This is a genomic window from Bradyrhizobium sp. GCM10028915 (genome assembly GCF_042666195.1).
Classification (GTDB): domain Bacteria; phylum Pseudomonadota; class Alphaproteobacteria; order Rhizobiales; family Xanthobacteraceae; genus Bradyrhizobium; species Bradyrhizobium canariense_D.
Map to the genome: position 1 here is coordinate 13,912 of NZ_JBHTFN010000007.1, position 13,530 is coordinate 27,441.

General features: G+C 64.3%; 12 protein-coding genes. 6 read left to right on the forward strand and 6 right to left on the reverse strand.

Features of this window, described 5'->3' with window-relative positions; genetic code table 11:
* The first annotated feature begins 1 nt into the window (after position 1).
* From ACFQX9_RS05385 to ACFQX9_RS05405, 5 genes are all read left to right on the forward strand, one after another.
* Positions 2-1,333, forward strand: coding sequence for a murein hydrolase activator EnvC (locus ACFQX9_RS05385; RefSeq protein ID WP_018459851.1), 1,332 nt, complete (start codon positions 2-4; stop codon positions 1,331-1,333).
* On the forward strand, positions 1,330-2,685 hold the full coding sequence (locus tag ACFQX9_RS05390) for a S41 family peptidase (protein ID WP_018459850.1): 1,356 nt from the start codon (positions 1,330-1,332) through the stop codon (positions 2,683-2,685). Before ACFQX9_RS05385 ends, ACFQX9_RS05390 begins: the two co-directional genes overlap by 4 nt.
* Positions 2,686-2,829: 144 nt before the next feature.
* Positions 2,830-4,062, forward strand: a complete 1,233-nt coding sequence (locus ACFQX9_RS05395) for a divergent polysaccharide deacetylase family protein (RefSeq protein ID WP_085348684.1) — start codon at positions 2,830-2,832, stop codon at positions 4,060-4,062.
* A 75-nt stretch (positions 4,063-4,137) separates the two neighbouring features.
* Positions 4,138-4,641: an RNA pyrophosphohydrolase gene (locus tag ACFQX9_RS05400; RefSeq protein ID WP_018459848.1), complete on the forward strand. Its 504-nt coding sequence runs from the start codon at positions 4,138-4,140 to the stop codon at positions 4,639-4,641.
* A gap of 166 nt (positions 4,642-4,807) precedes the next feature.
* Entirely contained in the window at positions 4,808-5,308 is a 501-nt protein-coding gene (locus ACFQX9_RS05405) for an RNA pyrophosphohydrolase (protein ID WP_018459847.1), read from the forward strand.
* Between the two features lie 78 nt (positions 5,309-5,386).
* Here the strand turns inward: ACFQX9_RS05405 and ACFQX9_RS05410 are convergent, their stop codons facing one another.
* From ACFQX9_RS05410 to ACFQX9_RS05435, 6 genes are all read right to left on the reverse strand, one after another.
* Positions 5,387-7,018, reverse strand: coding sequence for an adenylate/guanylate cyclase domain-containing protein (locus ACFQX9_RS05410; protein ID WP_018459846.1), 1,632 nt, complete (start codon positions 7,016-7,018; stop codon positions 5,387-5,389).
* A gap of 151 nt (positions 7,019-7,169) precedes the next feature.
* Entirely contained in the window at positions 7,170-7,577 is a 408-nt protein-coding gene (locus ACFQX9_RS05415) for a F0F1 ATP synthase subunit epsilon (protein WP_018459845.1), read from the reverse strand.
* An 86-nt stretch (positions 7,578-7,663) separates the two neighbouring features.
* Entirely contained in the window at positions 7,664-9,106 is a 1,443-nt protein-coding gene (gene atpD, locus ACFQX9_RS05420; protein ID WP_007598896.1) for a F0F1 ATP synthase subunit beta, read from the reverse strand.
* 52 nt (positions 9,107-9,158) lie between these two features.
* Positions 9,159-10,034, reverse strand: a complete 876-nt coding sequence (locus ACFQX9_RS05425; protein WP_377787038.1) for a F0F1 ATP synthase subunit gamma — start codon at positions 10,032-10,034, stop codon at positions 9,159-9,161.
* A gap of 151 nt (positions 10,035-10,185) precedes the next feature.
* Positions 10,186-11,715, reverse strand: coding sequence for a F0F1 ATP synthase subunit alpha (gene atpA / locus ACFQX9_RS05430; RefSeq protein WP_018459843.1), 1,530 nt, complete (start codon positions 11,713-11,715; stop codon positions 10,186-10,188).
* Complete coding sequence (locus ACFQX9_RS05435) at positions 11,715-12,275, reverse strand: F0F1 ATP synthase subunit delta (RefSeq protein WP_027566412.1); 561 nt, start codon at positions 12,273-12,275, stop codon at positions 11,715-11,717. Before ACFQX9_RS05435 ends, atpA begins: the two co-directional genes overlap by 1 nt.
* A gap of 639 nt (positions 12,276-12,914) precedes the next feature.
* Here ACFQX9_RS05435 and ACFQX9_RS05440 point away from each other — a divergent pair.
* A complete protein-coding gene (locus ACFQX9_RS05440; protein WP_085348687.1) occupies positions 12,915-13,424 on the forward strand; it encodes a septal ring lytic transglycosylase RlpA family protein in 510 nt (169 codons plus the stop codon).
* Positions 13,425-13,530: the final 106 nt, after the last annotated feature.

The window sequence follows — 13,530 nt, forward strand, 5'->3', positions numbered from 1 at the left end:
GATGCGAGCGCCGATTTTCAACCTGCTGCTGATCGCCGGCGTTGCCGGCGCAAGCCTCGCGCAAGCTCAGACGCCTGCACCGCAGACTGCGGCCGTAGCGCCCGATGCGATCAAGCAGCGCGAGCAGGAGCTCGAAGCCGCGCGCGCCAGCAAGAAGAGCGCTGAGGAAGCGCAGGCCAAGCTCAAGGCCGAGATCACCTCGCTCGGCCAGGACCGCACCCAGCTCAATCAACAGTTGATCGACACCGCCGCCAATGTGCGCACCGTCGAGACCAAGATCGACGAGGCCGAAGCGCGGCTGCGATCGCTGAACGGCCGCGAACAGGCGATGCGCAGCTCGCTCGATTCACGCCGCGCCGACATCGTCGAGGTGCTGGCGGCCTTGCAGCGCGCCGGAAGGCGGACGCCGCCGGCACTTCTGGTACGGCCCGAGGATGCCCTGCAATCGCTGCGCACGGCGATGCTGCTCGGTGCCGTGGTGCCGGAGTTGCGCGGCCGTGCCGAGAAGATCGCGGGCGAGCTCGGCGAGCTCGTGGCCTTGCGCAAGACCATCGCGACCGAGCGCGACCAGCTTGCCTCCGACCGCGACAAGGTGCGCAACGACCAGACCCGGCTCGCGGCTCTGGTCGACGAACGGCAGCGTCAGCAGGCGTCGCGCGAAAAGGACCTCGACGCCGAGAACGCGCGCGCCGTTGCGCTCTCAAGACAGGTCGGCGATCTCCAGGGGCTGATCGCCAAGATGGAGCAGGATCTGCAAAGCGCCGCCAAGGCGGCCGAGAAAGCAGCTGAGGCCGCCAAGCAGGCCGAGGCCAAGGCGGCTGCAAACGCGGCCGCCAGCGCCAAGACCGGCCCCGGCACATTCAAGGATCGTTCCCGCACCACCCCTGCGATGGCCTTCGCCGCGGCCAAGGGCCTCCTGCCTCTTCCGGTTAACGGTAACAAGATCAGGGATTTCGGCGGTTCGGACGGGCTCGGCGGGGTCCAGAAGGGCATTTCGCTGGCGACGCGGCCCGGCTCCCAGGTCACGACGCCGTGTGATGGCTGGGTGGTCTATGCCGGCCCGTTCCGCAGCTATGGACAACTCTTGATCCTCAATGCCGGGGGCGGGTATCATGTGCTGATCGCCGGGATGGAGCGCATTTCGGTCAACATCGGACAATTCGTGCTCACGGGGGAGCCTGTCGCGACCATGGGGTCGACCTCTCAAGTCGCCTCCATTCTCGCCACGAACGCGAGTCAACCTGTGCTCTATGTCGAGTTCCGCAAAGACGGCACTCCAATCGATCCAGGCCCATGGTGGGCCGCAAATGAAGGCGAGAAGGTTCGCGGATGATGCGCAAGACTTCAGTTATCCTCCTCAGCGCGGCCACCGGTGCGGCGCTGACGCTGTTCGTGACGCAACCGCGCGCGGTCTTCATGGGCTCCAGCGCGCGAGCCGCCACTGCGGACACCTATCGCCAGCTCAATTTGTTCGGCGACGTGTTCGAGCGCGTGCGCTCGGACTATGTCGAGAAGCCCGACGACACCAAGCTGATCGAATCCGCGATCAGCGGCATGCTTACCGGTCTCGATCCGCATTCGAGCTACATGGACGCCAAGAGCTTCCGCGACATGCAGGTGCAGACCCGCGGTGAGTTCGGCGGCCTCGGCATCGAAGTCACGATGGAAGACGGCCTGATCAAGGTGGTCTCGCCGATCGACGACACCCCGGCCTCGCGCGCCGGTGTCATGGCCAACGACATCATCACCAATCTCGACGACGAGGCGGTGCAGGGCCTGACCCTGAACCAGGCGGTCGAGAAGATGCGCGGCCCGGTCAACACCAAGATCAAGCTGAAGATCATCCGCAAGGGCCAGGACAATCCGATCGACGTCACGCTGGTGCGCGATAACATCCGCGTCCGCTCGGTGCGCGCCCGCGTCGAGGCCGACGACATCGCCTATATCCGCATCACCACCTTCAACGAGCAGACCACCGAAGGCCTGAAGCGCGAGGTCGCCAACCTCTCGAATCAGATCGGCGACAAGCTGAAGGGCTACGTCATCGACCTCCGCAACAACCCGGGCGGCCTGCTCGAGGAAGCGGTCACCGTCTCCGACTCCTTCCTGGAGAAGGGCGAGATCGTCTCGACCCGTGGCCGCAATGCCGAGGAGACCCAGCGCCGGACCGCGCATACCGGCGACCTCACCAAGGGCAAGCCGGTCATCGTGCTCGTCAACGGCGGCTCGGCTTCGGCGTCGGAGATCGTCGCCGGTGCGCTGCAGGACCACAAGCGCGCGACCATCGTCGGCACGCGCTCGTTCGGCAAGGGCTCGGTGCAGACCATCATTCCGCTCGGCTCCGGCAACGGCGCGCTGCGTCTGACCACGGCGCGCTACTACACGCCGTCGGGCAAGTCGATCCAGGCCAAGGGCATCGTGCCCGACATCGAAGTGCTGCAGGACGTGCCGGACGAGCTGAAGTCGCGCACCGACACCAAGGGCGAAGCTTCGCTGCGCGGCCATCTCAAGAACGACGGCGACGAGAAGACCGGCTCGCAGTCCTACGTTCCGCCGGACGCCAAGGACGACAAGGCGCTCAAGCTCGCCGACGATCTGCTCCACGGCATCAAGAACAGCGCGTCCGCGGCGCCCACGCCGGGCGGCGACAAGGCCACGACCGACAAGCCCAAAGCGGCGAACTAGGTCGGCGCATCGCGATCTGACGAAAAGGGCGGCTCCCGGAGCCGCCCTTTTTGCTTGAAACTCCTGATATCCCCGGCCTATCCCGGCCTGCCGCCGCTTGACCCCGGCGTGGTATCGTCATTGCTGAGTGATTCGGGATCGCGCATGACTGAAACGGCCGATGATCTGAGCGCCCCGCTCGGACGGGACAAGCCGCGCCGGAAACGCCGGCTGCGGCTGCCGTTCACGGCCATGCAGCTGCTCGCAGTCCTGCTCGGACTGTTCCTGGTCACCTTTGCCGGCTTCGCCATCTTCAACAAGGATCCGCTCGGCGGCGAGCCAATGACGCGGCTCGCGATCCGCGAACCCAATGCCGCAGACAAGGCTGGCGACGACAAGCCGGCCGCGGCCGGCCATGGCCAGGACAGCAAGCAGGAAAGCAAGCAACAGACCAAGGACGCACCGAAGCAGGCGGGCGAGCAGAAGACCGTCACCATGATCGACGGTTCCACCGGCATGCGCCACGACGTGGTGATCGGCGGCGATGCCGCCGGCAAAAGCGAGACGGCGGCGGCCGCCGCACCGCCGCCCGTCATGGCCGGGATCGACCCAAAACTTCTTGAGAAATCGCGCTATGGCATGATCCCCGCGGTTTCCGGGGATCTGAAGCCGTTCAACGTCTATGCGGCGGATGCCGACCGCGCCAAGGCCGCCAAGATGCCGGTGGTCGCGATCCTGATCGGCGGCCTCGGCGTCGGCGCCGCCAAGACCACCGATGCCATCATGCGGTTGCCAGCGGCGGTGACGCTGGCCTTCACGCCCTATGGGTCCGATCCAGGAAAACTCGCCGAGCGCGCCCGCGCCCAGCGCCACGAGATCTTCCTCCAGATCCCGATGGAGCCCTATGACTTCCCCGACAACGATCCGGGACCGCAGACGCTGCTGACCTCGCTGAGTGCCGACCAGAACATGGACCGCCTGTACTGGCATCTGAGCCGGATGCAGGGCTATGCCGGCCTCACCAATTTCATGGGCGCCCGCTTCATCGCAACGGAGCCGGCGATGCAGCCGATCATCCGCGAGGCGGCCAAGCGCGGCCTCGGCTTCTTCGACGACGGCTCCTCGCCCCGCAGCATCGCGCCGCAAGCGGCCGGCAGCCAGGCGATGCCGTTCGGCAAGGGCGATATCGCGATTGACGCGGTGCCGACCCCGGCCGAGATCGACCGCGCCCTGACCAAGCTCGAAGCGGCGGCGCGCGAGCGCGGGGTGGCCGTGGGCACCGCCTCCGCCCTCCCGGTTTCGATCGAACGCATCGGCGCCTGGACCAAGACATTGGGCGACCGAGGTATCCTTTTGGTGCCATTGACAACCGCGATGCTGAAATCAAAATCCAGCTAAATCAACGGATTGGTATGGTACAGGCCCGCGGGGCCTGCTTAAGCCTTACCGACAGCATGCGAGAGGTCTGGCGGAATGGCGCGTTACGAGGATCTGCCCTACCGGACCTGCGTCGGCGTGATGTTGCTCAACAAGGACGGACTGGTGTTCATCGGCCGGCGTGCCGGCGGCATCGAGCATGTCGACGACACCCATGTCTGGCAGATGCCGCAGGGCGGCGTCGATCCCGGCGAGGACAATTGGGAGGCCGCCAAGCGCGAGCTCTATGAGGAGACCAGCGTGCGTTCAGTTGAGCGGCTCGGCGAAGTTCCGGACTGGCTCACTTACGACATTCCGCGCACGGTCGCCGGGCGCACCTGGAAGGGCCGCTACCGCGGTCAGCGCCAGAAATGGTTCGCGGTCCGCTTCACCGGCAAGGATAGCGAGATCAACGTCGAAAAGCCCGGCGGCGGCCACAAGGCCGAGTTCGTGAGCTGGCGCTGGGAGCCGATGAAGAACCTGACCGGGCTGATCGTCCCGTTCAAGCGCCCGGTCTACGAGCGCGTGGTGAAGGAATTTTCCGCACTGGCGCAGGATTAGTTCAAGTCGCCATTCCAGGTTGATGCTAGAGCCGTTCCGTTCCGATAGAATCGGAACGGGGCTCTAGTTTTTTATTTTGACGCGTTTTCTTGACGCGAACCGCGGTATCCACTTCGCTCGAAAACGCTCTAATGCACAGCCTGAAATGACGACGAGAGATCCGCGCGTGAGCACTGAAAAACCCTACCGTCCCAATGTCGGAATCGCGCTGTTCAATGCCGATGGCCGCGTGCTGATCGGGCACCGCTTCAAGGGCGACGGACCCGAGATCATCCTGCCGGGTCTGGACTGGCAAATGCCGCAGGGCGGCGTCGACGAGGGCGAGGATTTGCGCGATGCCGCGCTGCGCGAGCTCTGGGAAGAGACCAGCGTCAAGAGCGCATCCTATCTCGGCGAGACCGACTGGCTGACTTACGAATTCCCGCCTTATGACGGGCCGCAGACGCATCGGCTGGCGAAATTCCGCGGCCAGCGCCAGAAATGGTTCGCGTTACGCTTCACCGGCAAGGATGACGAGATCGATCCGCTGACGCCGCGCAACGGGCAGCCCGCCGAGTTCGACGCCTGGCGCTGGGAGCGGCTCGACCGCGTCCCCGATGTCGTGGTGCCGTTCCGCCGCCACGTCTACAGCGCAGTGGCGCAGCAGTTTGCGCCGTTCGCGAACTAAAAACGCGAAAAACAACCCCATGCACAGTAGAACGGGGTTGAAATCATTAGAGAACTTTGCCCGGAAATTTGCGTGAGCCTAGTTGATCGGTCCCACCGTGAACGGGCCGATTGCGATGAGGTGGCAGTCACTGTCGCGCTTGGCGCAGTCGGCGAGCGCGGAATTGACGGCGGTCTGCTCGTCCGCGGCCTTGAGGCCGAGGCCCGGCCGGCCCGCGGTGCCGACCGCGACGGCGTTCCAGCCCATGCCGTCGGCGAGCTTGCGCACGACCTCGTCGCGCGCATCTGCGATGATCGAGGCGTTCGACGCCGCATGGAAGAAGCCGGTGATCCGGAGCAGGGTCGGGATCGGCACGACGAAATTCTCGTCGACCGCAACGACCAGGCAGGCGACGCCGGCGATCGCACCGCACGATTCCAGTGAACGCCGCGCGGCATCGTCGGTGGACGATGCGCCCATCACCATGAAATATTGGCCGCCGGGGCCGAGCGCGACCGCGCGGGATTTTGCCGCGGGCACGAACATGTTCTCGAGCCGGACCTTGGCGGGATCGCGCACCATCGGAAAGTCTTTCGAGGCGAAGGCGCGCTCGGTCATGGCATCATGCCGGACGAACGGTTGCGGCGGCATCGGCGGTTTGCCGTGCGTGTAGACCACATTGTTGCCGACTGCATAGAGCTCGCAACGCCGCGGCGACTGCGCGGCATCGGCGCGCTTCTGGCACTGATCGAGTGCGGCGTTGCGCGCGGCTTCCTCGTTCGGCTGATTCAACGACGCGCCGGTGAACCCGCCGACATTGAGTGCGAACGCCTTGTAGTCGCCGGCAGCGGAATAGTCGCCGGCCAGGTAGTTGCGGATGCGCTCGTTGATGAAGGGGACGCTGTCGGCAGGAAACTTGCCGGCCATCGGTGAAGCCGATGGTGCCGGCATGGGCATCGGCGCTTTCGCCGCCATGGTGGATGACGGGCTTGGCGCTGCTGCCGCAGCCGCGTTGGGCATCGGACTTGATGCTGGGCTTGGCGCGGTCACTGCAACCGCCGGCGCCCTGGTCGTCTCGAGCTTGGTGAAATAGAGGAAGCCGCCGACGCCGATGGCGACGACGGAGACGACACCGACCACCAGCGGCCACATCCAGTTCGGCGCGGCCTCAGCCTTCGTCACCTTCTTGATCTGCGGCGTCGCGTAGCTACCGTCCCCGCGCCGCATCGCCACCATGTAGGCGTGCACCGGCGTCGGGATGTTCTTGACCTCCTGCGCGCCGATATCGGCGAACTGCACCGACAGCTTGTTGGCGACCTGCTCGTGCACGGCGCGGGAGACGCAGATGCCCCCGACCTCGGCGAGGCCCTCGAGCCGGGCGGCGATATTGACGCCGTCACCGAGCAGATCGCCGTCGCGCTCGACCACGTCACCGATGGTGATACCGATGCGGAACGACATCTGCCGGCTCGGCGGATAGGCCATGTTGCGGGTTCGCAGGGATTCCTGAATGTCGATCGCGCAGCGCACCGCATCGACTGCGCTTGGAAATTCCGCAAGCACGGCATCGCCCGCGGTGTTGAAGATGCGTCCGCCCGCCCTGGCAATGAAATCATCGACGACCTCGCGATAGGCGGCGAGACGCCGCAGCGTCTCCTCTTCGTCTTCCGCAACCAGTCGCGAGTAACCGGCAATATCGGCCGCGAAAATCGCTGCGATCTTGCGTTTCATCTGCGGTCGGCCCCCGGAACAAAGTTCGCGGGCGCAGAATGGCGCTATCGGCGGCGCCGTGCAACAAAGTTTCAGCGCCCGCCACTCCCGTGACGAGCGCTGAACTTATTCAGGAATTTTCAGTTCGGGCCCCGGCGCAGTGCACCGGGGCTTAGTGCATCGCCGTGCTGCTGAGCTGCTGCTGGATGCTCTTGAAGTGGTCGAGCCGGGCGATGGCTTGATCGAGCTCGTTGCCTTCGTGCTCCTTCAAGCCCTCTTCCATCTCCGAGATGGTCGCGGCGAACTGCGCGCGGTCGAGCTCGGCCAGCGAGGTCGCGACGTCGGCGAGTACGGTCAGGCCCTTCTCGGAGACTTCGGCGATACCGCCGAGCACGATGATCTTCTCGTGCTTGCCGCCGGTGGTCACGGTGAGAATGCCGGGCCGGATCGCGGCCACGACCGGCGCGTGTCCCGCCAGCACGCCGAAGTCACCTTCGACGCCGGGGATATCGACCTGGTCGACCTCGCCCGAGAAGGCGAGCTTTTCCGGCGAGACGAGATCGAAGTGGAAGGTGGCCATTGGAAACCTGCGAATGGTGAGTAGCGAATTGCGAATGGAGCGGGAGCGGCGCGACTATTCGCCACTCCCTGCTCGCCCTTCGCAGCTTAGGCCGCCTCGGCCGCCAGCTTCTTGCCCTTCTCGATCGCCTCTTCGATGGTGCCGACCATGTAGAAGGCGGCTTCCGGCAGGTGGTCGTACTTGCCTTCGCAGAGGCCGCGGAAGCCCTTGATGGTGTCCGCGAGGTCGACGAACTTGCCGGGCGAGCCGGTGAAGATTTCGGCGACATGGAAGGGCTGCGACAGGAAGCGCTCAATCTTGCGGGCGCGGGCCACCGTCAGCTTGTCCTCTTCCGAAAGCTCGTCCATGCCGAGAATGGCGATGATGTCCTGCAGCGACTTGTAGCGCTGCAGCACCTGCTGGACCTGACGCGCGGTGTCGTAGTGCTCCTGGCCGACGACGAGCGGCGAGAGCATGCGCGAGGTCGAGTCGAGCGGGTCCACCGCCGGATAGATGCCCTTTTCCGAGATCGCGCGGTTCAACACCGTGGTGGCGTCCAAATGCGCGAACGAGGTCGCGGGCGCCGGGTCGGTCAAGTCGTCGGCCGGAACGTAAATGGCCTGCACCGAGGTGATCGAACCCTTCTGCGTGGTGGTGATGCGCTCCTGCAGCGCGCCCATGTCGGTGGCGAGCGTCGGCTGGTAACCCACGGCGCTCGGGATACGGCCGAGCAGCGCCGACACTTCAGAACCGGCCTGGGTGAAGCGGAAGATGTTGTCGACGAAGAACAGCACGTCCTGGCCCTGGTCGCGGAAGTGCTCGGCGACGGTCAGACCGGTGAGGCCGACGCGGGCGCGAGCGCCGGGCGGCTCGTTCATCTGGCCGAACACCAGCGCGCACTTCGACTTGACGCTCGGATCCGGATTATGCGGATCGGCGTTGACCTTGGACTCGATGAACTCGTGATAGAGGTCGTTGCCCTCGCGGGTACGCTCGCCGACGCCGGCGAACACGGAATAACCACCGTGCGCCTTCGCGACGTTGTTGATCAGCTCCTGAATCAGCACGGTCTTGCCGACGCCGGCGCCGCCGAACAGGCCGATCTTGCCGCCCTTGGCGTAGGGCGCGAGCAAGTCGACGACCTTGATGCCGGTGACGAGAATTTCAGCTTCGGTCGACTGGTCGGTGTAGCTCGGCGCTTCCTGGTGGATGGCGCGCATGCCTTCGGACTGGATCGGACCGGCTTCGTCGATCGGCTCGCCGATCACGTTCATGATGCGCCCGAGCGTGCCCGCACCCACGGGAACCGAGATCGGCTGACCGGTGTCGGTCACTTCCTGGCCGCGGACCAGACCTTCGGTCACGTCCATCGCGATCGTGCGCACGGTGGACTCACCGAGATGCTGCGCAACTTCCAGCACGAGGCGGATGTTGCCGTTCCTGGTTTCCAACGAATTCAGAATGGCCGGCAGATGGCCTTCGAACTGAACGTCGACGACGGCGCCCATGACCTGGGTGACACGACCGACCTGGGTAGCTGCTGTAGCCATGAAGCTCTCCTTCGAAATTCTTTACTTGAACGACCGTCGTTTGGTTCGTGCGTCAGACCGCCTCGGCGCCGGAGATGATCTCGATCAGCTCCTTGGTGATCTGGGCTTGACGGGTTCGGTTGTAGATCTGGGTTTGCTTGCGGATCATTTCGCCGGCGTTGCGGGTGGCGTTGTCCATGGAGCTCATCTGCGCGCCATAGAACGAGGCGTTGTTTTCCAGCAGCGCACGGAAAATCTGCACCGCGATGTTCCGCGGCAACAGGCCGGAGAGGAGTTCGTCTTCCTCCGGCTCATAGTCGTAGGACGTCGACGGCGCGGTCGCCGCCTTTTCTTCCACGGTCAGCGGAATGATCTGCTGCGCGGTCGGGACCTGGGCGATCACCGACTTGAACTGCGCGTAGAACAGCGTGCAGACATCGAATTCGCCGTTGTCGAAGCGGGCCAGAACCTTCTTGGCGATGTCGTCCGCGTTGACGAAGCCGAGCTGACGAACGCCGCGCAGGTCGAGATGCTCGACGATCTGCTTGTCGTACAGGCGGCGGAGCTGCTCGTAGCCCTTGCGGCCGACGCAGAAGAATTTGACTTCCTTGCCCTGCGCCATCAGCGACTGGGCGCGCTCGCGCGCGAGGCGCACGATCGAGGAGTTGAACGCGCCGGACAGGCCGCGCTCGCCGGTGCAGACCAGCAGCAGGTGAACCTGATCCTTGCCGGTGCCGGCCAGCAGCACCGGGGCGCCGGGCGAACCGGCGGCAGCGCTGGCGATGTTGGAGATCACCGCGCTCATCTTGTCGGCATAGGGCCGCGCCGCCTCGGCCGCTTGCTGCGCGCGGCGCAACCGGGACGCCGCGACCATTTGCATGGCCTTGGTGATCTTCTGCGTCGCCTTGGTGGAGGCGATGCGGACGCGCATGTCTTTAAGTGACGCCATTCTTCGTTCACCCCGGCGGTTCGATCCCTTGGATCAAGCCGCTAGCCTATCCCAGTCGTCATGCCCGGGCGTGTCCCGGGCATCTACGTCTTCGTCTCCATGCAGTGAGGCACGGAAGGCCGGGACAAGAAGCCCGGCCATGCGACCGTTCTTATGCGAAGCTCTTGGCGAAACCTTCGACCACCGACTTCAGCTTGGCGGCGGTGTCGTCGGAGAGATCGCGGCTGTCGCGGATCGCGTTGAGGATCTCGACGTTCTTGCCGCGGAGCAGCGACAACAGACCGTCCTCGAACGCGCGCACCTTGTTAACCGGCAGCGGGTCGAGATAGCCGTTGGTGCCGGCCCAGATCACGCAGACCTGCTCTTCCATCTTCAGCGGCGCGAACTGCGGCTGCTTCAGGAGCTCGGTCAGACGCGAGCCGCGATTGAGCAGGCGCTGGGTCGAGGCGTCGAGGTCGGAGCCGAACTGCGCGAACGCCGCCATTTCGCGGTACTGCGCGAGCTCGCCCTTGATCTTGCCGGCGACCTTCTTGGTGGCCTTCGTCTGTGCCGAGGAGCCGACGCGCGACACCGACAGACCGACGTTCACCGCGGGGCGAATGCCCTGGAAGAACAGGTCGGTTTCCAGGAAGATCTGGCCGTCGGTGATCGAGATGACGTTGGTCGGAATGTAGGCCGACACGTCGTTGGCCTGGGTTTCGATGACCGGCAGCGCCGTCAGCGAGCCCGAACCCTGGTCCTTGTTCAGCTTCGCCGCGCGCTCGAGCAGGCGGGAATGCAGATAGAACACGTCGCCCGGATAGGCTTCGCGGCCCGGCGGGCGGCGCAGCAGGAGCGACATCTGGCGGTAGGCGACGGCCTGCTTGGACAAATCGTCATAGATGATGACGGCGTGCATGCCGTTGTCGCGGAAGTACTCGCCCATGGTGCAGCCGGTGAACGGCGCGATGTACTGCATCGGTGCCGGATCCGACGCGGTGGCGGCGACGATGATCGAATATTCGAGCGCGCCCTGCTCTTCCAGCACCTTCACGAACTGGGCAACCGTCGAGCGCTTCTGGCCGATCGCGACGTAGACGCAATACAGCTTGATGTTCTCGTCCGGCTGCGCGTTGAGCGGCTTCTGGTTGAGGATGGTGTCGAGCGCGATCGCGGTCTTGCCGGTCTGACGGTCGCCGATGATCAGCTCGCGCTGGCCGCGGCCGATCGGGATCAGGGCGTCGATCGCCTTGAGGCCGGTCGCCATCGGCTCGTTCACCGACTTGCGCGGAATGATGCCGGGCGCCTTGACGTCGACGCGCATGCGCTTGTCGGCCTGGATCGGGCCCTTGCCGTCGATGGGGTTGCCGAGCGCGTCGACGACGCGGCCGAGCAGGCCCTTGCCGACCGGCGCGTCCACGATGGCGCGGGTGCGCTTGACGGTCTGACCTTCCTTGATCTCGCGGTCAGCGCCGAAAATGACGATACCGACGTTGTCGGTTTCGAGGTTCAGCGCCATGCCGCGGGTGCCGTTCTCGAATTCGACCATTTCACCGGCCTGGACGTTATCCAGACCGAAAACGCGAGCGATACCGTCGCCGACGGACAGCACCTGTCCGACTTCGGAGACTTCAGCTTCCTGGCCGAAATTCTTGATCTGGTCCTTGAGGATCGCGGAAATTTCCGCGGCGCGGATGTCCATCAGCCTGCCTCTTTCATCGCGTGCTTGATCGAATTGAGTTTGGTGCGAAGCGAGCTATCGATCATTCGGCTGCCAAGCTTGACCACGAGGCCACCGATGATCGAGGGATCGACCTTCACGTTGAGCGCGACGTCCTTGCCGGTCACCGACTTCAGGGCAACCTTGAGGGCGTCGAGATTCTTGTCCGAGAGCGCCTCCGCCACGGTGACGTCGGCCGTCGCCTCGCCCTTGAACTTGGCGACCAGGGCGCGATAGGCGCGGATGACGTCAGCCACCGCGAACAGGCGGCGGTTGGCGGTCAGCACTTTCAGGAAATTGGCGGAGATGCCGGCGATGCCGGCCTTGTCCAGCACGGCCGAGAGGGCCCTGGACTGGGCGTCGGCCGCGAACACAGGGCTGCGGACGAGGCGCTTCAGATCGGCGCTTTCGTTCAGCATGCCCTCGAATTTTTCGAGATCGGCTTTGACCTCGTCGACCACTTTCTGGTCGCGGGCCAGTTCAAACAAGGCCGTTGCATAACGGCCCGACACACCGGAAACGGACGTATCTTCTGCAGCCACAGACGTGCTCTTTTTGCTGTCAAACTCGCAAGGGAAAAACCGTCGCCACGAAGCGGCGCCTAGCGATCCAAGCCCTTGGAATTCAAGCGGGACTTCGATTTTCGACCCCGCACGGAAGTGCCGGGCTCGCTAAAATCGCGGCTTTGCTAACATAGCAGGCGCGCACGTGCAACATGACGCCAAATTAAAGCGTTCTGTCGCCAGTTCGTCGCACTCCACGACGACGCGACGACGACCTTGCATGCCGCGGAATTGCCACAGCGCTTAAGCCCACCCCTGAGCCGAGGCCGGCGATTGGTTCCTGCCCTCAGCGCATAGCGGCCATGAACACGGATCGCTGAGGCGTTATTCCGGCCCTCCCGGCTCCACTCGCCGAATACTTTCTGAATTCTAAATGCGGAAATCGATGACTTCGTTTTACAGTATTCGTAAGTAATATGGAGGTTAACAAATCGTTAAATTCCAATATTACGGAATGTCGGCCGAATATCCCCGCCGGTAACAAGATATTACAGGGCGACACAGAACGGATTTACTGCCAAATTCATGCCTCATTAGGAATCGAAACGCGATCCCGCTCGCAAACTTACGGGGGCTCCACTTGCCACATATGTGGCAATACTAGTTAGGGACCAATATATGCTTTGTTTGAAGACGCTGGGCTCAGTGACCCGGCCGCGTACGGCGATCGCCTTCGTTGCCGCAACTCTTCTCATCGGGGGAACTGCCACCGAAGCTTCCGCCAAATCCCGCCATCACCATCGCTATTCCCACCATCATCACCGCCACCACGCCCAGACCGATGCCAACACGACCTCCGATTGGCGTAACGCCAATGCATCGATGACGCCGTCGCAGGGCACCGGACGTTCCTTCTCCGGCATGGCTTCCTTTTACGGGAACGAGTCCGGCAGCAGGACCGCCTCGGGCCAGCGCTTCAACCAGAACGCCATGACCGCGGCACACCGTTCACTGCCGTTCGGCACCAAGCTGCGTGTCACCCATGGCGGCTCGAGCGTCATCGTCACCATCAACGACCGTGGCCCGTTCATCCGCGGCCGTGTCCTCGACCTCTCCACGGGCGCTGCCCGTGCCATCGGCCTCACCGGCGCCGGCGTCGGCCGCGTCACTGCCGAAGTCGTCTCCTAAAGCGCGACGCCTGAAACAAGCTCGCCGTCTTGGGGGACGGCGGGCTTTTTGTTTGTTCTTCCGCCGTTATTGCGAGGAGCGGAGAGACGAAGCAATCCAGACTGCC

Excerpts from the sequence above, each read along its gene's own strand:
- ACFQX9_RS05410 (WP_018459846.1), bottom strand. The coding sequence starts at position 7,018 with ATGAAACGCAAGATCGCAGCGATTTTCGCGGCCGATATTGCCGGTTAC.
- ACFQX9_RS05425 (WP_377787038.1), bottom strand. The coding sequence starts at position 10,034 with ATGGCGTCACTTAAAGACATGCGCGTCCGCATCGCCTCCACCAAGGCG.
- ACFQX9_RS05415 (WP_018459845.1), bottom strand. The coding sequence starts at position 7,577 with ATGGCCACCTTCCACTTCGATCTCGTCTCGCCGGAAAAGCTCGCCTTC.
- atpA (WP_018459843.1), bottom strand. The coding sequence starts at position 11,715 with ATGGACATCCGCGCCGCGGAAATTTCCGCGATCCTCAAGGACCAGATC.
- ACFQX9_RS05390 (WP_018459850.1), top strand. The coding sequence starts at position 1,330 with ATGATGCGCAAGACTTCAGTTATCCTCCTCAGCGCGGCCACCGGTGCG.
- ACFQX9_RS05400 (WP_018459848.1), top strand. The coding sequence starts at position 4,138 with ATGGCGCGTTACGAGGATCTGCCCTACCGGACCTGCGTCGGCGTGATG.
- ACFQX9_RS05385 (WP_018459851.1), top strand. The coding sequence starts at position 2 with ATGCGAGCGCCGATTTTCAACCTGCTGCTGATCGCCGGCGTTGCCGGC.
- ACFQX9_RS05440 (WP_085348687.1), top strand. The coding sequence starts at position 12,915 with ATGCTTTGTTTGAAGACGCTGGGCTCAGTGACCCGGCCGCGTACGGCG.
- atpD (WP_007598896.1), bottom strand. The coding sequence starts at position 9,106 with ATGGCTACAGCAGCTACCCAGGTCGGTCGTGTCACCCAGGTCATGGGC.
- ACFQX9_RS05395 (WP_085348684.1), top strand. The coding sequence starts at position 2,830 with ATGACTGAAACGGCCGATGATCTGAGCGCCCCGCTCGGACGGGACAAG.